The organism is Streptomyces sp. NPDC052299 (genome assembly GCF_040679335.1).
GTDB lineage: Bacteria > Actinomycetota > Actinomycetes > Streptomycetales > Streptomycetaceae > Streptomyces.
In genome coordinates this window covers 44,974-63,731 of sequence record NZ_JBFAUP010000017.1, presented here as the reverse complement: position 1 = coordinate 63,731, position 18,758 = coordinate 44,974, and the positions used below count along the sequence as shown (strand labels likewise).

At 72.7% G+C, this 18,758-nt stretch carries 14 protein-coding genes and 2 pseudogenes; 6 read left to right on the top strand and 10 right to left on the bottom strand.

Annotation, left to right across the window (positions count from 1 at the left end; all coding sequences use genetic code 11):
• Positions 1 to 115: 115 nt before the first annotated feature.
• Positions 116 to 1,129 (bottom strand): GDP-mannose 4,6-dehydratase, encoded by a 1,014-nt coding sequence (gene gmd / locus AB0L33_RS26375; protein ID WP_365685398.1) that lies wholly within the window; start codon positions 1,127 to 1,129, stop codon positions 116 to 118.
• 112 nt (positions 1,130 to 1,241) lie between these two features.
• Here gmd and AB0L33_RS26370 point away from each other — a divergent pair, with 112 nt between their 5' ends.
• A complete protein-coding gene (locus AB0L33_RS26370; RefSeq protein WP_365685396.1) occupies positions 1,242 to 2,219 on the top strand; it encodes a GDP-L-fucose synthase in 978 nt (325 codons plus the stop codon).
• An 87-nt stretch (positions 2,220 to 2,306) separates the two neighbouring features.
• On the opposite strand, the gene AB0L33_RS26365 is transcribed toward AB0L33_RS26370, so the two are convergent.
• Positions 2,307 to 3,845 (bottom strand): sugar transferase, encoded by a 1,539-nt coding sequence (locus tag AB0L33_RS26365; protein ID WP_365685394.1) that lies wholly within the window; start codon positions 3,843 to 3,845, stop codon positions 2,307 to 2,309.
• 381 nt (positions 3,846 to 4,226) lie between these two features.
• Here AB0L33_RS26365 and AB0L33_RS26360 point away from each other — a divergent pair, with 381 nt between their 5' ends.
• Complete coding sequence (locus AB0L33_RS26360) at positions 4,227 to 5,489, top strand: D-arabinono-1,4-lactone oxidase (RefSeq protein WP_365685392.1); 1,263 nt, start codon at positions 4,227 to 4,229, stop codon at positions 5,487 to 5,489.
• A gap of 15 nt (positions 5,490 to 5,504) precedes the next feature.
• Here AB0L33_RS26360 and AB0L33_RS26355 read toward each other — a convergent pair whose 3' ends face one another.
• A complete protein-coding gene (locus AB0L33_RS26355; RefSeq protein ID WP_365685390.1) occupies positions 5,505 to 6,500 on the bottom strand; it encodes an MASE1 domain-containing protein in 996 nt (331 codons plus the stop codon).
• 67 nt (positions 6,501 to 6,567) lie between these two features.
• A complete protein-coding gene (locus tag AB0L33_RS26350) occupies positions 6,568 to 7,401 on the bottom strand; it encodes a PP2C family protein-serine/threonine phosphatase (RefSeq protein WP_365685389.1) in 834 nt (277 codons plus the stop codon).
• A 166-nt stretch (positions 7,402 to 7,567) separates the two neighbouring features.
• Between AB0L33_RS26350 and AB0L33_RS26345 the strand changes: the two genes are divergently transcribed.
• Positions 7,568 to 7,870, top strand: coding sequence for a dsRBD fold-containing protein (locus tag AB0L33_RS26345; protein ID WP_365685387.1), 303 nt, complete (start codon positions 7,568 to 7,570; stop codon positions 7,868 to 7,870).
• Positions 7,871 to 7,923: 53 nt separating this feature from the next.
• Here AB0L33_RS26345 and AB0L33_RS26340 read toward each other — a convergent pair.
• From AB0L33_RS26340 to AB0L33_RS26330, 3 genes and pseudogenes are all read right to left on the bottom strand, one after another.
• A pseudogene (locus AB0L33_RS26340) lies at positions 7,924 to 8,610 on the bottom strand (pectate lyase); the annotation flags it as partial.
• Between the two features lie 84 nt (positions 8,611 to 8,694).
• Positions 8,695 to 9,234, bottom strand: a pseudogene (locus AB0L33_RS26335) (RICIN domain-containing protein); the annotation flags it as partial.
• Positions 9,235 to 9,476: 242 nt separating this feature from the next.
• Positions 9,477 to 11,552, bottom strand: coding sequence for a SpoIIE family protein phosphatase (locus AB0L33_RS26330; RefSeq protein ID WP_365685385.1), 2,076 nt, complete (start codon positions 11,550 to 11,552; stop codon positions 9,477 to 9,479).
• 191 nt (positions 11,553 to 11,743) lie between these two features.
• On the opposite strand from AB0L33_RS26330, the gene AB0L33_RS26325 reads away from it, so the two are divergent.
• Positions 11,744 to 13,633: a rhamnogalacturonan lyase gene (locus AB0L33_RS26325; RefSeq protein ID WP_365685383.1), complete on the top strand. Its 1,890-nt coding sequence runs from the start codon at positions 11,744 to 11,746 to the stop codon at positions 13,631 to 13,633.
• Between the two features lie 52 nt (positions 13,634 to 13,685).
• Here AB0L33_RS26325 and pgm read toward each other — a convergent pair whose 3' ends face one another.
• Together pgm and AB0L33_RS26315 are read right to left on the bottom strand one after the other, a co-directional pair.
• Positions 13,686 to 15,326, bottom strand: a complete 1,641-nt coding sequence (gene pgm, locus AB0L33_RS26320; RefSeq protein ID WP_365685382.1) for a phosphoglucomutase (alpha-D-glucose-1,6-bisphosphate-dependent) — start codon at positions 15,324 to 15,326, stop codon at positions 13,686 to 13,688.
• Between the two features lie 46 nt (positions 15,327 to 15,372).
• Positions 15,373 to 16,107, bottom strand: a complete 735-nt coding sequence (locus AB0L33_RS26315) for a 4'-phosphopantetheinyl transferase superfamily protein (RefSeq protein ID WP_365685380.1) — start codon at positions 16,105 to 16,107, stop codon at positions 15,373 to 15,375.
• Between the two features lie 156 nt (positions 16,108 to 16,263).
• Between AB0L33_RS26315 and AB0L33_RS26310 the strand changes: the two genes are divergently transcribed.
• A complete protein-coding gene (locus AB0L33_RS26310) occupies positions 16,264 to 16,740 on the top strand; it encodes a GNAT family N-acetyltransferase (RefSeq protein WP_365685379.1) in 477 nt (158 codons plus the stop codon).
• 7 nt (positions 16,741 to 16,747) lie between these two features.
• Here the strand turns inward: AB0L33_RS26310 and AB0L33_RS26305 are convergent, their stop codons facing one another.
• The gene (locus tag AB0L33_RS26305; protein WP_365685378.1) at positions 16,748 to 17,476 is read right to left on the bottom strand and encodes a TetR/AcrR family transcriptional regulator; all 729 of its coding nucleotides are present in this window, start codon (positions 17,474 to 17,476) and stop codon (positions 16,748 to 16,750) included.
• A 101-nt stretch (positions 17,477 to 17,577) separates the two neighbouring features.
• Here AB0L33_RS26305 and AB0L33_RS26300 point away from each other — a divergent pair, with 101 nt between their 5' ends.
• On the top strand, positions 17,578 to 18,438 hold the full coding sequence (locus AB0L33_RS26300; protein WP_365685377.1) for an SDR family oxidoreductase: 861 nt from the start codon (positions 17,578 to 17,580) through the stop codon (positions 18,436 to 18,438).
• Positions 18,439 to 18,758 lie beyond the last annotated feature (320 nt).

Sequence of the window (18,758 nt, the reverse complement as noted above, 5' to 3'; positions counted from 1 at the left end):
AGAACGAGCTGCGGCCCGTTGGCCGCGGTCGAGGGGGCGGAGCCGGGGCCCCGCCCCGACCGGCGCGTGCGGCCCCACCGCGTCACCGGTGGGGGTGGGGGCGCGCCGGAGCCTGTTACCGGTCCACGCGTACGGCGGTCCCCGCGAGTTCGTCGGAGAGGCGGCGCACATCGGCGTCGACCATGATCCGGGCAAGCTCCCGGGCCCGTACGGCCGGTTTCCAGCCCAGCAACTGTGCGGCCTTCGAGGCGTCCCCGATCAGCGCGTCGACCTCGCTGGGCCGCTCGTACTTCGCGTCGTATCGGACGTACTCGCGCCAGTCCAGGCCGGCGTGCTCGAAGGCGTACTCCAGGAACTGCCGGACGCTGACGCCCTCCCCGGTGGCCACCACGTAGTCGTCCGGGGTGTCGCACTGGAGCATGCGCCACATCGCGTCGACGTACTCGGGGGCGTAACCCCAGTCGCGCACCGCGTCCAGGTTGCCCAGGTGCAGCCGGGACTGGAGGCCCGCCTTGATCCGGGCCACGCCGCGGGTGATCTTCCGGGTCACGAAGGTCTCCCCGCGCCGGGGCGACTCATGGTTGAACAGGATGCCGTTCACCGCGAACATCCCGTACGCCTCGCGGTAGTTGACCGTCGCCCAGTACGAGTACACCTTGGCGACGCTGTACGGGCTGCGCGGGTGGAACGGCGTCAGCTCGTTCTGCGGGGGCGGGCTCGCACCGAACATCTCCGAGGAGGACGCCTGGTAGATACGGGTGTCGATACCACTGGCCCGGACCGCCTCCAGGAGCCGGATCGTGCCGAGACCGGTCACATCCCCCGTGTAGAGGGGCGCGTCGAAGGAGACCCGCACATGCGACTGCGCGCCCAGGTTGTACACCTCGTCGGGCCGGATGTCCCGCAACAGGTTCACCAGTGCGACCCCGTCCGCCAGATCCGCGTGGTGCAGCACGAAGGACCGGTGCTCCTGCTCCGGGCCCTGGTAGATGTGGTCGATCCGCTCCGTGTTGAAGCTGGACGAGCGGCGGATCAGGCCGTGGACCGTGTATCCCTTCTGGAGCAGCAGCTCCGACAGGTACGAACCGTCCTGGCCGGTCACCCCGGTGATGAGCGCGGTCTTCGCCACGTTTCCCCCTTCTGCGGTCGCCCGTAAGGCAGTTGGTCATGGAATGTCAAGGTCTGAGAGATCCGGACCAAAACGTCACCGTTTCGCCCGGCTGCTGGCACAATCCGAAAACATGACGACTGATCTCCCCGGCCCTCCCCGGGAACGAGTCCCGTCCCTGCTACGCCCCGGCGCCCGCGTGTTCGTCGCAGGTCACCGGGGCCTGGTCGGGTCGGCGGTGGCCCGCCGCCTCACCGCCGACGGCCACGAGGTGATCACCCGCGACCGCGACCGCCTCGACCTCCGGGACGCCGAGCGCACCGCCGCCTTCCTGCGCGGCATACGCCCGGACGCCGTGGTGCTGGCCGCCGCCCGGGTCGGCGGGATCATGGCCAACAGCACGTATCCCGTGCAGTTCATCGAGGACAACCTGCGCATCCAGCTGAGCGTGATCGCGGGCGCGCACGCGGCCGGCACCGGGCGGCTGCTCTTCCTCGGCTCGTCCTGCATCTACCCGAAGCACGCCCCGCAGCCGATCCCCGAGAGCGCTCTGCTCACCGGGGAGCTGGAACCCACCAACGAGGCGTACGCGCTGGCGAAGATCGCCGGAATCGTGCAGACGCAGTCCTACCGCCGCCAGTACGGCGCCTCCTACATCAGTGCCATGCCGACCAATCTCTACGGCCCCGGCGACAGCTTCGACCTGGAGACCTCGCACGTGCTGCCCGCCCTGATCCGTCGCTTCCACGAGGCCCGTGAGTCCGGTGCGCCGGCCCTCACGCTCTGGGGGTCCGGAAACCCCCGGCGCGAGTTCCTGCACGTGGACGACCTCGCCGCCGCCTGCGTGCTCCTGCTGGAGCGCTACGACGACGACGCGCCGGTCAACGTCGGCTGCGGCGGCGACCTCACCATCCGCGAACTCGCCTCGGTCGTCCGCGAGGTGACGATGTATCAGGGCGACATCCGCTGGGACACCGACAAGCCCGACGGCACCCCGCGCAAACTCCTCGACGTCTCCCGGCTCACCTCCCTCGGCTTCGTACCGCGCATCCCGCTGAAGGAGGGCATCGCGGAGACCTACGCCTGGTGGCTCCAGCAGCGGGCCGCGTAGCCGCCCCCGTCCGGCCGGGCGGCCCGCCCCCGTCCACGACGGGCGGGTCACCCGGCCCCTTGCCCCGGTGCTCATCGGCCCCCGCCCTCAGTACGCCCCGCGGCCGTCGGTGACGGCACGCAGTGTCCGGGCCATGAGCCCCATGTCCGTGGCCACCGACCAGTTGTCGACGTACCAGAGGTCCAGCGACACCGTCTCCTGCCACGAGAGATCGGACCGGCCGCTGACCTGCCACAAACCCGTCAGCCCGGGCTTCACCGCGAGCCTCCGCAACTCCCGCTCGTCGTACCGGGACACCTCGTCCGGCAGCGGCGGCCGAGGGCCGACCAGGGACATGTCACCCTTGAGCACGTTGATGAGCTGGGGCAGTTCGTCCAGCGACGAGCGGCGCAGCAGGCGGCCGAGCCGGGTCACCCGGGGGTCCCGGCGCATCTTGAACATCGGGCCGTCGTTCTCGTTGGCCCCGGCGAGCCGCGCCTTGTGCCGCTCGGCGTCCACCACCATCGTGCGGAACTTCCACATGACGAACGGGTGGTTGTGCTGCCCCTGGCGGACCTGCCGGTGGAAGACCGGGCCCGCCGAGGTGAGCCGGACCGCCACCGCGATCAGCAGCAGCAACGGGGACAGGACGACCAGCCCGCAGGCGGCGCCCGCCCGGTCCACCGCCGCCTTCAGGACCGGCTGAAGACCCCGGCGCAGCGGCGGCACGATGTGCAGCAGGGTGAGCCCGGCCGCCGACGAGGGCCTGATCCGGTCCGCCGCGGTCTCCGAGAGGTGCGAGAGCACCGACACCTCGAGACCGCCGTCGTGCAGCCCCCAGGTCAGCCGCCGCAACCGCTCCTCGGCCAGCCCCGGGCCCGGCACCACCAGCGCCAGGTCCGCCTCGTGCGCGAAGGCCGCGCCCAGCACCGTCGAGGCGTCGTCCCCCGCGGGCGCCGGAGCCAGCCGGCCCGGCACCGGGACCGCGCAGCTCAGCGCCGCCGCGCCCACCGGCAGCGCCGCCACGACCAGATAGCCGTGGTCCTCCCGCGAGGTGAGCAGCCGCACGGCCCGGTCCACCCCCGCGGCCTCGCCGACCACCAGCACCCGGCGTGCCGCCCGGCGCCTCCCGGACCGGACGAGACGGCGCGCCCACGAGAGGCCCGCCGCCACCACGAGCCCCGGAATCAGGGCGACGACGGCCGCCGCCGGGTCGATCGGCGCGCCGAGGGCGGTCCACAGCACCGCCAGCACACCGACGAGCAGCAACCAGTCCCCGGGCGTGGTCAGCGCCCCGGGCGGGCGGCCCGGCACACGTAAGACATACCGTCCCCGCGCGGCCCGGACCCCGCACCACACCAGGGCGGCAGCGAGCGCCCCGGCCAGGGCCTCGGGCTGCCCGTCGGCGCGGAGCACCAGCCAGGCGGGCAAACCCAGTCCGGCGGACTCGGCGCACACCACCAGGGGGAGCGGGCCCGGGCGCCTGCCGGTTGCCCCGGAGCCGCGTCCGTTCGGCAGGTCCGGGAGCTGCCGCGGCCGGCCGATGTCCTGGCCGCGCGGCAGTCCTGAAGAGGTCCGCGGACGTGGCGCTCCGGCCAGTCCCCAGGGCCTCGGTATATCGGATTCGGGTAGCTCGACATGCCCCATGAACCCCCCAGTCACAGTCGCATCGTCACAAACGGGGCGCATCCGCCGATCCAGTGGACTGACGGACGCGCCCTCGCTCGGTGCACGATATCCACACACATGGCATTTCGCTGGAGTTCCGGTGAAGTTCAGACAGGAGCGGTGATCCGGTACTCGTCCCGATCCGTACCGGATCCCATGTTCTGTGTGCACCTGTTGGTATGTGTGACATGCGCCAAACGGTTGGTGTGCGGATATGTACCTCGGTCTGCCAACTACCGTACGTGCTCGCGCGGTTGCCCGGGTGGTGTTCGGGCCGCTCGGCTCCGGCCGCCGCGGGGCGGTCTGGGAGAATGCGGTGCCGGGAGCACGTGCCCGGCCACGAGTGGAAGAAGGACATCGGTGACTCCCGCGGAGAAGAACTGGGCCGGCAACATCACCTTCGGCGCGAAGCGGCTGTGTGTGCCGCGCTCCGTCCGCGAACTGCGCGAGACGGTCGCGTCCTCCGGCGCGGTCCGCCCTCTGGGGACCCGGCACTCCTTCAACACCGTCGCGGACACCACCGGCGACCACGTGTCGCTCGCCGGACTCCCGCGCGTCGTGGACGTCGACGTCCCGGGCCGCACGGTCTCACTGTCCGCCGGACTCCGTTTCGGTGAGTTCGCCGGGGAACTGCACGAGCACGGTCTCGCCCTGGCCAACCTGGGCTCGCTCCCGCACATCTCGGTCGCCGGCGCCGTCGCGACCGGCACCCATGGCTCGGGCGTCGGCAACCGCTCACTGGCGGGCGCCGTGCGTGCCCTCTCCCTGGTGACGGCCGACGGGGAGACACGCACCCTGCGGCGCGCCGACGAGGACTTCGCGGGCGCGGTCGTCTCCCTCGGCGCCCTCGGCGTGGTGACGTCACTGGAACTCGACCTCGTGCCCGCCTTCGCGGTGCGCCAGTGGGTGTACGAGGACCTGCCCGAGGCGACACTCGCCGCGCGCTTCGACGAGGTGATGTCCGCCGCCTACAGCGTCAGCGTCTTCACCGACTGGCGCCCCGGCCCGGTGGGGCAGGTCTGGCTGAAGCAGCGGGTGGGCGACGAGGGGACGGCGTCCGACATGCCCGCCGAGTGGCTGGGCGCCCGGCTCGCCGACGGCCCCCGCCACCCGGTCCCCGGGATGCCCGCCGGGAACTGCACCGCGCAGCAGGGGGTGCCCGGGCCCTGGCACGAGCGGCTTCCGCACTTCCGGATGGAGTTCACCCCGAGCAACGGCGACGAGCTCCAGTCGGAGTACTTCGTGGCCCGCGCGGACGCGGTCGCCGCCTACGAGGCCCTGGCCCGGCTCCGGGACCGGATCGCCCCGGTGCTCCAGGTCTCCGAACTCCGCACCGTCGCCGCCGACGACCTGTGGCTGAGCCCCGCCCACGGCCGGGACTCGGTGGCCTTCCACTTCACCTGGGTCCCGGACGCGGTGGCCGTCGCGCCGGTGACCGGGGCGATCGAGGAGGCCCTGGCCCCGTTCGGCGCCCGCCCGCACTGGGGCAAGGTCTTCTCCATGGCCCCCGAGGTGCTGCGCACGCTCTACCCGCGCTACGCGGACTTCGAGGAGCTGGCGGGCCGCTACGACCCCGAGGGCACCTTCCGCAACGCGTTCCTGGACCGGTACTTCCGCCGGTGATCGACGCCCCGCGGCTCAGCGGCTGTCGCGTTCGTCCGCGGCCCGGGACGGCCAGGCGGCGGCCGAGCGGCCCGGGGCGAGCTGGTCGACGACCTCGGCCAGCTCCTCGCAGGCGTGCTCGATGCGCCGCCGGACGTTCTGCTGCTCGGTGACGATGGCGGCCAGCAGGAGAGCGGTGAGGGCGACGGCCCCGTTCAGCACCGTGAGGTTGATCATTACCTCCACCATGGTGTGCCCCGCGAACGGCCCGGCCCGGTCCGTCCCGGCCACGATCGCCAGGACGGACACGAGCAGGGCGCAGGGCGCGCTGCCCGCGAGCCGGAAGCGCAGCGCGGCCCAGACGATGACCGGGAACACCAGATAGAGCATCGACAGCGAACTCCGGGTGGCGACCAGGGTCGCGGCGATCGCGATCGCCAGGAGCGCCACCGCCTCGGCCCAGCGGTCCGTGAGCCGGGGCAGCCGTGCCCGGGGCAGGACCAACAGGACCGGGGTGACCATGAGCACCCCCATGACGTCGCCCGCCCACCAGGCGGCCCAGACGGACCAGAAGTCGTGGAGCGGAAGCTTGCCGTCCACCACCAGCATCCCCGTCCCCGTCGTGCTGCTGATCGTCATGGGGACCATCCCGCCCAGGAACACGAGGATGAGGCCGTCGCGCAGCCTTTCCAGCTCGTTGCGGAACCCGGCCCGGCGCATCAGCAGGTACGCGCACAGCGGCGCGAGCGTGCTGCCCACCACGATGGCGCCGGTGGCCGGTCGCGCCATGCCGGCGAGGGTGGCGACGACGGCCAGGGAGCCGAGCGCGACGCCGGGCCACGCCCGCGCCCCCAGGTACAGCAGACAACCCAGTGCGATCCCGGTCGGTGGCCACAGGGGTGTGACCACCGCCCCGTGGACGGTCACCTGCCGCAGCAGCCCCAGCCGGGCCGCGCCGTAATACACGGCGGCGACGCCCACGACACGCAGGACCGCCACCAGGTACCGGCGGTTCCGTTCGCTGTGGATCACGCCTCTCATCAGACACCGGCCCCGGTCCGGACGGCGGTGTGACACGCACGGGCGGCCGGGGCCCGCCTCACCCTCCGCCGGAGGCCGGGCACCCGTGCCGCAGGACGAGCACCGCGGCGTCGTCCTGGTGCCCCGTCCGCTCGGCGGAGCCCATGACCGCGTCGGCCAGCGCGTCCGCTTCCCCGGTCACCCCGGAGCGTACGAGCCGCACCACCTCGTCCAGCCCTTCGTCCAGGGAGTACGAGGGGCCCTCGACCACCCCGTCGGTCAGCAGCACGAACGCCCCCTCGCCGCCGAGCGAGCGCGTGGTGACCGGGTACTCCTCGCCCGCCTGCACCCCGAGCGGCAGCCCGCCCTCGTCGTCCGTGGTGCCGGCCCGGCCGTCGGCGGTGGCCCAGACGGCGGCCACATGACCGGCCCGGGCGCTGCGCAGCTCGCCCCTTGCCGGGTCGAGACGTACGAAGGTGCAGGTGGCGAGCCGTCCGGTGTCGGCGGCGAGCAGCAGGTCGTTGGTCCGGCTCATGACCTCGCCAGGGTCCTCCGCAGTGAGTGCGAAGGCGCGCATCGCGATCCGGATCTGGCCCATGAAGGCGGCGGCCTCCACGTCGTGCCCCTGGGCATCCCCGACGGCGAACGCCAGCGCCCCGTCGGGCAGCACGAACCCGTCGTACCAGTCGCCGCCGATGTCCAGGCCGCTGCGCGCGGGGGCGTACCGGGCGGCGGTCCGCAGGCCCGGCGCCGACGGCAGTTCGGGCGGCAGCATCTCCCGCTGGAGCGCCTCGGCCAGCTCCACCCGGGCCTGGTGCAGCTCCACCTCGCGACGGGCCCGGGAGGTGAGGTCGTGGAGGGTGGTGAGCAGTTCGTCGGAGCTGGCCGACCGGGAGGGACGACGCCGGTTCATGGGCCGCTCCGCGGGACGGGGGATGGCGGGCCGGGTGTCAGCATCCTATTTCGGCACGGGACAGGGCGCAGGCCGGACGGGCGGTGGCGGCCGGTCGGGTGGATGCTGGAGGTGGACCCGTGCGTCGGCCCGCGCCCGCCGGCCGGTGCGGGCGTGGAGGTACGCGATGAACCGCACGCTGGAATGGACGGTGCGCGTCGAGCTCACGGAGGAGGAGGGCGGGACGACCAAGGCGGAAGCGGTGCTGGACACGGGCACCGCGAGACTCACCGGCCAGGGGATCGCCCGGCTGAGCCCCCGGGACCCCGACGTCCCCACGATCGGGGACGAGGTCGCGGCGAGCCGGGCGATGCATGACGTCGCCGGGCAGCTGATGAGCGTGGCCGACCGCGCCATCGGGGAATCGGGCGCGGGCCGGACGGACGGCCCGGTGCCGCCGCCCTACGCCTGGTCGGACGCCACGGCCTGAGCGCGCGCAGCGGCCCGCCCCGGCGAGGGGGACGGGCCGCGGGCCGGTGGCCGTCAGTCGGCGTACGTGATGTCCGAGCTGCTGTAGATGCAGTTCGTGCCGTCCGCTCCGGTGCCCGTCTTGGACGGCTCGCCGCTGGTCACCCCCTTGTACTTCGTGCAGATGTCGATGTCGTGGTCCGCGTCGTCGTAGATCGTGACGCCCGAGAAGCGCGCCGTGTCGCCGTAGTTGGTGTTGATGCCGACCAGGGTGTCTCCCGGCGCGGTGACCCACACGTTCTGCACCTGGACGTGCCGGCCGTACTGGGTCGAGCAGTTGCCGCACGAGCGGTAGAGCTTGCCGAAGTCCTCGACCTGGAAGTTCTTGATGATCAACGTGCCGGCGCCGTTGTGCTGGAAGACCTTGTCGTCCGCGCGCCGCGCGCCGCCGCCGTCGACCGTGCGGACCAGCGAGGAGGAGCCCCCGAGGAAGGTCGCGGCATCCTCACCCACGTCCTCCCACCAGACGTTCTTCAGCGTGCAGGCGCCCGCGCAGTGCACCCCGTCGGCCGCCGGGGAGCCCAGGATGACGTTCTGCAGAGTGGCCCCGTCGGCCAGCTCGATCAGCGCGGGCTGGTCCTCGTCCTGGCCGTCGCTGCCCAGGTCGCCGCTCCCGTAGAAGCGCTTCATGCCGCCGTCGTAGCTGCCCGACACCTTCATGGTCGAGGTGAGGGCCTGGCTGCCGTTGGCCGACGGCCACGCGGGGCGGGTGCCCGGGTCGGTGGGCGGATCGGTCGGCGGGTCCGTGGGGTCGGTCGGGTCCGTCGGGGTCGAACCCGCCGGGGTGAAGGTCCAGCTCTTGCTGGTGACCGAGTCGCAGGAGTTCTGCTGGACGAGAGCACCGGCCGCGGTGGAGCTGTCCTTCACGTTGAGGCACTTGCCGCCGTTGGCGTTGACGACGTGATAGGTGTCGCCGCTCACCGGTGAGAGCGTCCACACCTGGCCGGCGCCACCGGTGCAGGTCTGCTGCTCGACGGCCTTGCCCGCGCTGGTGGAGGCGTCCCGCACACCGGCGCACTTGCCGCTGTGCGCGGCGGTCAGCGTGTAGCCGCTGCCGGATGCCTTGAGCTGCCACGTCTGATGGGCGGCGCCGGTGCAGCCGCGCTGGGCGAGCTGGGTGCCGTCGGACGTTCCCGAGCCGGGGACCTCCAGGCACAGCCCGCTCGCCGCGTTCGACAGGCTGTACGCGCCGGTCGCGGGCGCGGCCGTCGCGGAACCGGTCGCGACCAGTGCCGTGACACCGGCGAGGATCAGTGAGGAGAGGGCGACGAACGAGGCGGCTGTCCGGCCGCCCCGCCGTCTGGCATGCTGATTTCTGGTACGCACTGGGTGTTCCTTTCACCGCCCGCGGCGTCCTCCGCGGGCACCAATGAGTGGTTCGGTGCGGTGGTAAGGCGATCCCTCGACCATGCGGAACGACGCTGTTCATGTCCCGCATGATGAACCGAGTTCTTGTATGCGAACAGCCGTGACCGTACGGCACTGTCATGCGCCGGTCAATAAGTGGCCCTGATGTGTTCACCGCTACCGGGGTGCACCCGCACCCGTATGCCCGTAGGAGTCGGGCGTCAGGAGTCCTCGTCCCCGATCTCCTGCTCCGTCCACAGCGCCTTGCCGTTCGTGCTGTAGCGGGTGCCCCAGTGGTTGGCGAGCTGCGACACGATGAACAGACCGCGCCCGCCTTCGTCCACCGTCCGCGCGTGCCGCAGATGCGGGGCCACCGGGCTGGTGTCGTGCACCTCGCAGGTCAGCGCGCGGTCCAGCAGCAGCCGCAGTTGCAGGGGCGGCGTCCCGTAGCGGACCGCGTTCGTGATCAGCTCGCTGACGATCAGCTCGGTCGCCTCGATGGTGTCCTCGTCCAGCTCCCAGCCCTCCAGCCGGTCCCGGACCAGGGTGCGGGCGACCGCCGGCGTGGTCCGGTCGTGGGCCAGCTCCCAGGTCGCCACCCGGTCCGGCGGCACCACGCCGGTCCGGGCGAGCAGCAGCGCGGCCCCGTCCGGATCGGCCTCGGCCGGCAGGTTGTACACGATCGCGTCGCACAGGTCGCGCAGCCGTCGCTCCGGAAAGGCCAGGGCCTGCCGCACCCGTTCCACCGACCGCTCCTCGGGCAGCAGCGAACCGGTGAGGAACGCCAGCACACTGCCCTCCTCCAGGCGCACCGAACCCGTCGCGAAGGGCGCGCTGTCCGTCGAGAAGAGCGCCGGTCCCTCCGGCACGTCCAGCAGGAGCGGACGCCCGTCCGGGCCGACGGCCACCGGAGCGGGATGCCCGGCGCGGGCCACCGTGCACACCTGCGTGAACGGGTCGTAGACCGCGTACAGACAGGTCGCGGTCAGCGGCTGGCGGTGCAGCGAGTCCCCGGGCGGCAGCGACCGCCGCTCCTCGACCAGCCGGTCCGCAGTGTCGTTGAGCCGGGCCAGCACCTCGTCGGGCTCCAGGTCGAGCCCCGCCAGCGCGTGGATGACGGTGCGCAGCTGCCCCATCGTGATGGCCGTCTGCAACCCGTGTCCGGCGACATTGCCGATGATGAGCGCCGTCCGGGCGCCGGAGAGCCCGATCGTGTCGAACCAGCAGCCGCTGTTGCGCCCGGGCAGCAGGACGTGCGCCGTCTCGATCGCGACCTGGTCGCCCTCGTGCTGGGGGAGCAGCCGGCGCTGGACGGTCGAGGCGATCACGTGCTCGCGGGCGTAGCGCAGGGCGTTCTCAATGCTCAGCGCCGTGTGCGCGGCGGCGGTCAGCGCGAGGGTGAGGTCGCGCTCGTTGTACGGATCGCCCCGGTGCCGGTACAGGCTGACCAGGCCGAGCACGGAGCCGTGCAGCTTCAGCGGCGCCACGATCATCGAGTGGGCCCCCGTCGCCTCGATCATCCGGCGCGTCGGCGGGTCCGCGTCCAGCCAGGGCGTGTCCGGGCCCAGCTGCACCAGCCGGGGCCGCAGATCCGTGACGGCGAGGGCGAACGGGGTCGCCTCGGGCAGCCGGCGCAGCTCACCGACCAGGTTGTCCGGCGCCGCCTCCGTTCCCCGCACCGCCGCACGCCGCAGCGGGACGTCCCGGCCCAGCGGGCTCAGCGGGGGATCGGCCCCGCGCAGCACCTCGTCCACCACCTCGACCACGGCCAGGTCGGCGAACGCGGGCACCAACGCCGACACCAGCCCCTCGCAGGTCGCCACCACATCGAGGGAGTGGCCAGCACCCCGGCGCACCGCCGCCAGCACATCGGCCCGGATGTGCGCCTTCTCCCGCTCGTTGACGTCGACCACGGCCGCCAGCAGGCCGAGCGGGCGGCCGTCCTGGGCGTCCAGGCGGTGCAGGGTGACGTTCAGGCTGCGGTCGGGGCCGGGAGCCAGGGCGACGCGCCCGCGCACCGCGTGGTTGACGACCGGTGCGCCCGTCTTCAGGACCTGGCGCAGCAGGTGCTCCGCCTCCTCCGGGTCGTCCAGCCGGTAGGCGTCGGTGAAGTGCAGGCCGACGATCTGCTCCGGCTCCACCAACTCGGTCAGGGCGTTGACGCGGACCACCCGGAGATCCAGGTCCAGGACGTGGAGACCGACCGCGGACTGGCTGAACAGCGTGTCGAGCAGCGCCTCCGCCATCTCGCCGCCGTCCGGCTCCGCACCGGGGGCCGTGGTACCGGTATCCGACACGTGACACCCCCAACGGGCTCCGCCACCCCTGGCGATCGGCAGCTCTCCGGACAGCCTGCGCGCCCCCGGGCCGGGGTCGCCACCGCGCGGCGCCGAACGGGTGAGGGCGCACGGGATCGCGGGAGGCGGCAACCTTTCCGTGCTCCGCGGCCACTGAGGAGTACCCACCCCCGCACCGGAAGGCACGTACCGTGGCTCTCGCGCATCCCCGTACTTCCCGCAGACGCCGTACCGCCCGGGCCCGGACCCTGCTCGGCGCCGTCACCGCCGGAATCCTCGCCGCCGCCGGACTGGTCGTCACCGGCCATGCCTCGCACGCCGCGACCGCACGTCAGGTGGAGGCGCTGGACCGGGGCGTCGTCAGTGTGCACACCGACTCGGGCAACCTCATCAGCTGGCGCTGGCTCGCCACCGACCCCGACTCGGTCGCCTTCAACGTCTACCGCGCCGGCACGAAGGTCAACGCCTCGCCCGTCACCGGCTCGACCAACTACTTCCACCCCGGCGCCCCCAACTCGGCCGACTACACCGTGCGCGCGGTGGTCGACGGTGTCGAGCAGGGCGACTCCGGGCACGCGGTCCAGTTCCGCGCCGGGTACAAGGACGTGCCCATCAGCCCGCCCCCGGGCGGCACGACCCCCGACGGCGTCGCCTACACCTACGAGGCCAACGACGCCTCCGTCGGCGACCTCGACGGTGACGGCGCGCTCGACTTCGTACTGAAGTGGCAGCCCACCAACGCCAAGGACAACTCCCAGTCCGGCTACACCGGCAACACCGTCGTCGACGGCATCAGGCTCGACGGCACCCGGCTGTGGCGGATCGATCTGGGCCGCAACATCCGCTCCGGCGCGCACTACACGCAGTTCCAGGTGTACGACTACGACGGCGACGGCCGGGCCGAGGTGGCGATGAAGACCGCCGACGGCAGCGTCGACGGCCGGGGCACCGTCATCGGCAGCGCGTCGGCCGACCACCGCAACTCCTCCGGCTACGTCCTGTCCGGCCCCGAATACCTCACCATGTTCGACGGCCTGACGGGCGCCGCCATGGGCACCGTCGACTACGTCCCCGCCCGCGGCACCGTCTCGTCCTGGGGCGACAGCTACGGCAACCGCGTCGACCGCTTCCTCGCCGGGACCGCCTATCTTGACGGCGGCCGGCCCTCACTGATCATGGCCCGCGGCTACTACACGCGTACGGTGATCGCCGCCTGGGACTGGCGGGGCGGGGCCTTCACCCGGCGCTGGACCTTCGACACCAACAGCTCCACCAATACCGGACGCGGCTACGACGGCCAGGGCAACCACCAGCTGTCGGTCGCCGACGTCGACGGCGACGGCAGGGACGAGATCGTCTACGGCGCCATGGCCGTGGACGACGACGGCCGTTCTCTCTGGACGACGAGGAACGGCCACGGCGACGCCATGCACGTCGGCGACCTGGACCCGGCGCGCCCGGGACTGGAGGAGTTCAAGGTGGACGAGGACGGCTCGAAGCCCTCGTCCTGGATGGCCGACGCGAGGACGGGCCAGATCATCTGGTCGACGCCCGCCGGCGGCGACAACGGACGCGGTGTCAGCGACGACATCTGGGCGGGCAGCCCCGGCGCCGAGTCCTGGTCGTCCGCGGCCTCCGGGATACGCGACCCGCACGGCACGGTGGTCGCGAGCCGCAAGCCCTCCAGCACCAACTTCCTGGCCTGGTGGGACGGTGACACCACCCGGGAACTGCTGGACGGCACCCACATCGACAAGTACGGCACCTCCGGCGACACCCGCCTGCTGACCGGCGCCTCCGTCCACGCCAACAACGGCACCAAGGCCACCCCGGTCATCTCCGGCGACCTCCTCGGCGACTGGCGCGAGGAAGTGGTCTGGGCGACGACGAACAACACCGCGCTACGGATCTACTCCACGCCCTACGAGACCGGCACCAGGATCACCACCCTGCTCCACGACACCACCTACCGCACCGCCCTGGCCTGGCAGAACACCGCCTACAACCAGCCCCCGCACCCCGGGTTCTTCCTCGGGAACGGCATGGCGGACGCCCCGAGGCCCACCGTGTGGACCCCGTGAGCTGAGCCCGCCCTCCCGGAACCGGCACCGGGAGGGCGGGCACCGCGCCGGGTCAGGCGTTCAGCGCCGCCGACACCACGGCCTTGGCCTCCTCCTGCACCCGGGCCAGGTGTTCAGCGCCCCGGAAGGACTCCGCGTAGACCTTGTAGACGTCCTCGGTGCCCGAGGGGCGCGCGGCGAACCAGGCGTTCTCCGTGGTCACCTTGATCCCGCCGATCGCGGCCCCGTTGCCCGGTGCCGTGGTCAGCACGGCGGTCACGGGCTCGCCCGCCAGAGTGTCCGCGTCGACCTGTTCCGGGGAGAGGCGCGCCAGGACCGCCTTCTGCTCGCGGTCGGCGGGGGCGTCGATCCGCGCGTAGGCGGGCTCGCCGAACCGGGCGGTCAGCGCGGCGTAGCGCCGGGACGGGGACTCGCCGGTGACCGCCTGGATCTCGGAGGCCAGCAGGGCGAGCAGGATGCCGTCCTTGTCGGTCGTCCACGCCGAGCCGTCCCGGCGCAGGAACGACGCCCCGGCCGACTCCTCGCCGCCGAAGCCCAGCGAGCCGTCGGACAGCCCGTCCACGAACCACTTGAAGCCGACCGGCACCTCGACCAGCTCCCGGCCGAGGTCGGCGGCGACCCGGTCGATCATCCCGGACGACACCAGGGTCTTGCCGACGCCCGCCCGGGACGGCCAGTTCTCCCGGTGCGCGTACAGGTAGTCGATGGCCACGGCGAGGTAGTGGTTCGGGTTCATCAGCCCGCCGTCCGGGGTCACGATGCCGTGCCGGTCGGCGTCGGCGTCGTTGCCGGTGGCGATCTGGTAGCGGTCGCGCCGCTCGATCAGCGAGGCCATCGCGTGCGGCGACGAGCAGTCCATCCGGATCTTCCCGTCCCAGTCCAGCGTCATGAACCGCCAGGTGGGATCGGTCAGGGGGTTGACCACGGTCAGGTCCAGCCGGTGCTGCTCGGCGATCCGCCCCCAGTACGCGACCGAGGCGCCGCCCAGCGGGTCCGCGCCGATCCGGACACCTGCCTCGCGCACCGCGTCCAGGTCCAGGACGGAGGGCAGATCCGCCACGTAGGTGCCCAGGAAGTCGTACCTGCCGGTCGTGGCGGCGGCGAGCGCCCGCGTGTACGGCATCCGGCGGACGCCCTTGAGCCCGCCCGTGATGATCTCGTTGGCCCGGTCCTGGATCCAGCCGGTCGCGTCCGACCCCGCCGGACCGCCGCTCGGCGGGTTGTACTTGAACCCGCCGTCGCCCGGCGGGTTGTGCGAGGGGGTGACCACGACGCCGTCCGCGAGGCCGGACGCGCGGCCGCGGTTGTACGTGAGGATGGCGTGCGACACCGCGGGCGTCGGCGTGTACCCGTCCTCGGTGTCGATGAGGACGCGCACGTCGTTGGCGGCGAACACCTCCAGGGCGGTGACCCGGGCCGGCTCCGACAGGGCGTGGGTGTCCGCCCCCAGGAACAGCGGCCCGTCCGTGCCCTGCCGCGCCCGGTACTCGCTGATGGCCTGGCTCGTCGCCGCGATGTGGTCCTCGTTGAACGCGGTGGCCGTCGACGAACCGCGGTGCCCGGAGGTGCCGAACGCCACCCGCTGGCCGGGCTCGGCCGGATCGGGGTGCAGTGCGTAGTACGCCGTCACCAGCCGTGCCACGTCGGTCAGATCCTCGGGGCGCGCCTGCTGTCCGGCTCGTGCGTGCGGCATCTGCCACTCCTCCGTATCGGTCGGTCGGTGCGATGTGCCCGTGCGGTCATTTTCGCCGGTCGTGGTCCCCCGCGGGCGGTCGCCCCGCCGCCCGCACGGCCACCGCCGCCGCGTAGCCGGCGGGAACGGCGACATCGGTGACGGCCCAGCCCGGCGGTCCGACGGGGCGCGGGCCGGTGCCGACGTGCTCGCGGTCCAGTCCGCCCGCCAGGCCGGTGCCCTCGCCCTTGAGGTACGCCTCCTTGCGGGTCCACACCCGGGCGAAGGCGGCGGGCCGTTCCTCCTGCGGCAGCCCGGCCAGCTCGGCCGCCTCGGCCGGGTGCAGCTGCCCGGACACCTCCGCCACCACCCGCGCATCCGGGACCCGCTCCACGTCGACCCCGACCGGGGCGTCCGCGAACGCCAGCAGGGCGACGCCCCGGGTATGGGAGAGCGAGAAGTGCGTGCCGCCGCCGGTCGCGGGCCGGCCGTGCGGGCCGTCGCAGGAGGGGCAGCGCTCCCGCGTCAGCCGTACGGCCTCCGGGGCGAGGCCCTGACGGGCTCCGAGCAGCAGGCGCAGGGCCAGGTGGGCGGCGGCGTAGCAGGCCCGGTCCGCGGGGAAGGCCAGCCGCTCCATCCGGGTGAGCTCCGAGGCGTCGAGGATCTTCGGAGCCAGCAGCAGGGCGGCCCCGGCCGCGCGCTCCGTGTCCACCAGCCACAGGGAAGGGGCCCCGCCGCTCCAGGAGGGCGCGGGCCCCCGATAGCCGTCCTCGGTCAGCGTGAACTCATGGGGCTGGTACACCGTTACGTCGTTTCCTCGGCGGGGGCGGGTGCCTCGGGCGGCACCGGTGGGGCAGGGGCGCTCATATCCTATGGAGATCCGGAGCATGTCCGACGTATGTTCGATCACCGTGCGCCCCGAGCCCAGGTCGGCGGCGACTCGGACAGGAGACCTCGCATGCCGTTGGACAGCAGCCCCGCAGTGCTCCGGGAGGCCCGGGCGGACGACGCCGGGCCCCTCACCCGGCTCTTCCTCGCCTCCCGCGCCGCCGCCATGCCGTATCTGGCGCGGGTGCACAGCGACGAGGCGACGCTGGCGTGGCTGACCCATGTGGTGCTGCCCGGCACCGATGTCCGGGTGGCCGAGACGCGCGGGGACGCGCGGATCGCCGGCTTCCTCTCCCTGGACGGCTCCGAGCTGGAACACCTCTACGTCGACCCCGGCCTGCGCCGCCGGGGCATCGGCTCGCTCCTGCTGGCGGCGGCCAAGGAGGCCAGCCCCACGGGACTCACCCTCTACACCTTCCAGCGCAACACCGGGGCCCGGTCCTTCTACGAGCGCCACGGCTTCACCGCGGTCGCCTTCGACGACGGCAGCCGGAACGAGGAGAACGAGCCGGACGTCCGCTACCGGTGGACGCCGCCCGGTCGATGAGCTGAACTCACGCCCCCGGCGGGCCGCCGTCCCCCGCCAGGCGCGTCAGCCACTCGTGCAGCAGGCGCTGTTCGGCTTCGCTCAGGACGCCGGTGTCGTCGGGGAGGGCGGCGCGCAGCGCGCGGGCCGCCGGGGCGGGGCCGGACTCGGCGGCGGGGACCACCGGCTCGGCACGGGTGACCGCGGCGACCATGGACTCGCGCAGGACGGTCAGCAGCGCCGGATCGCGGCGCTCCACGGGGGTGGCGTGCCACGTGGTGACCCCACCCTGGCCGGTGGCCCGGATGATCTGGGCGGCCAGCTCCTCATCGACCCGCAGCCACCCCGCTGCCGCCAGCCTGCGCACCCGGCCGCGCAGGATCTCCGTACCCGCGCGGTGTGCCGCGTCCGCCGTCGAGCCGGTGGCCCTGTTCATCACGGCGAAGAGCTCCGGACGCGAGATCCCGAACTCCACCGCCACGTCCCAGCCGCGGCGCAGCTCCTCCACCGGGTCCTCCGGCGCGGGGTCGAGCTGAGCGCGCTTGCTCTCCAGGAACTGCGCATAGCCGTGCTCGGCGACCGCTTCGAGCAGTCCGTCCTTGTCGCCGAAGTGGCGGTAGATGGCCGGCGGCTGCATCCCCGCCGCGGCGGCGACCGCGCGCGTGCTCACCGCGCCGGGGCCGCCGCTTTCCAGGAGTTCGACGGCTGCCTCGATGATGCGCCGGCGGGGGTCGGCGACGGTCTCACGGATCGACATGTATCGATGATATCGGGTTCTTGATTCCAGTGTAAGTTCCAGTGTTATCGTGAAGATGATTCCACTGGAAATATCGCCGTGAACGCTGTTGGGAGAACCCTGTGATCATCGTTACCGGAGCCACCGGAAAGCTCGGCCGCCGCATCGTCGAGCACCTGCTCGTCCACGTTCCCGCCGGTCGCGTGGGCGTCAGCGTCCGTGATCCCCGCAAGGCCGCTGACCTCGCCGGCCGCGGCGTCCGTGTCAGGCGGGGCAGCTTCGACGACCCCGCCTCGCTCGTCCACGCCTTCGAGGGTGCCGAGCAGGTGCTGCTCGTCTCCCTGGACCGCACGGGCGAGGAATGTGTCGCCGGTCACCGCACCGCCATCGAAGCCGCCGCGGCGGCAGGGGCCCGCCGCATCCTGTACACCAGCCAGGCCGGAGCCGCCCACGATTCACGCTTCCAGGCGTGCCGTGACCACGCCCGGACCGAGGACCTGCTCCGCGCCACCGGCCTGCCCTGGACCTCGCTGCGCAACGGCTTCTACGCCGCCAGTGCCCTGCGCTTCCTGGAGGCCGCCCGTCACACCGGTGACGCCGCGCTCCCCGCCGACGGCCCCGTCGCCTGGACCGGCCACGACGATCTCGCCGAGGCCACTGCGCTGATCCTGGCCGATGAGGGCCGCTTCGAGGGGCCCACCCCGCCGCTCACCGGTCCGGCGGCGCTCGACTTCGACGCCGTCGCCGAAATGGCGGCGCGGATCACCGGGCGGCCCTTCACCCGCACCGTCGTCCCCGGCGACGCCTTCCGCGACCAGGTCGTGGCGCACGGTGCTCCCGCCCCGGTCGCCGACCTGATGCTGAGCATCTTCGCGGCGGCGCGAGGCGGGGAGTTCGCCACCGTCGATTCCGCCCTGGCCGAACTGATCGGACGGGAGCCCGCCGCCTTCCCCGTACTGCTGGAGCGCGCCTGGGCCGAGTAGTCCGGTCCTGCGCGGGCACCCCGTCCGAGCTGGCCCCTTTCATGGGCTTGCGAATTTACGCAAATTCCTTGCGGGCGCGGGGGTGTGCGGCCGGCTCCGTGTTTCCGTAGTCAAATGCCCTTCTTGTCAGGGATGTTGGCCCGAAGGGGCAACGCCTGCAAGGCTGCGAACTTCTGCCGGAGTGGTGGACTCCACGTCAATTCTCTGCAACTCTCTGACCGCAAAACGCAAAAGGTCATCCCGTCGGTGCAGAAAGTCATGTACCGGCGGGGTCGCAGACTGAGCCGCGCCTCGGCCGTCCTGCGCCGAGGCAGCAGATC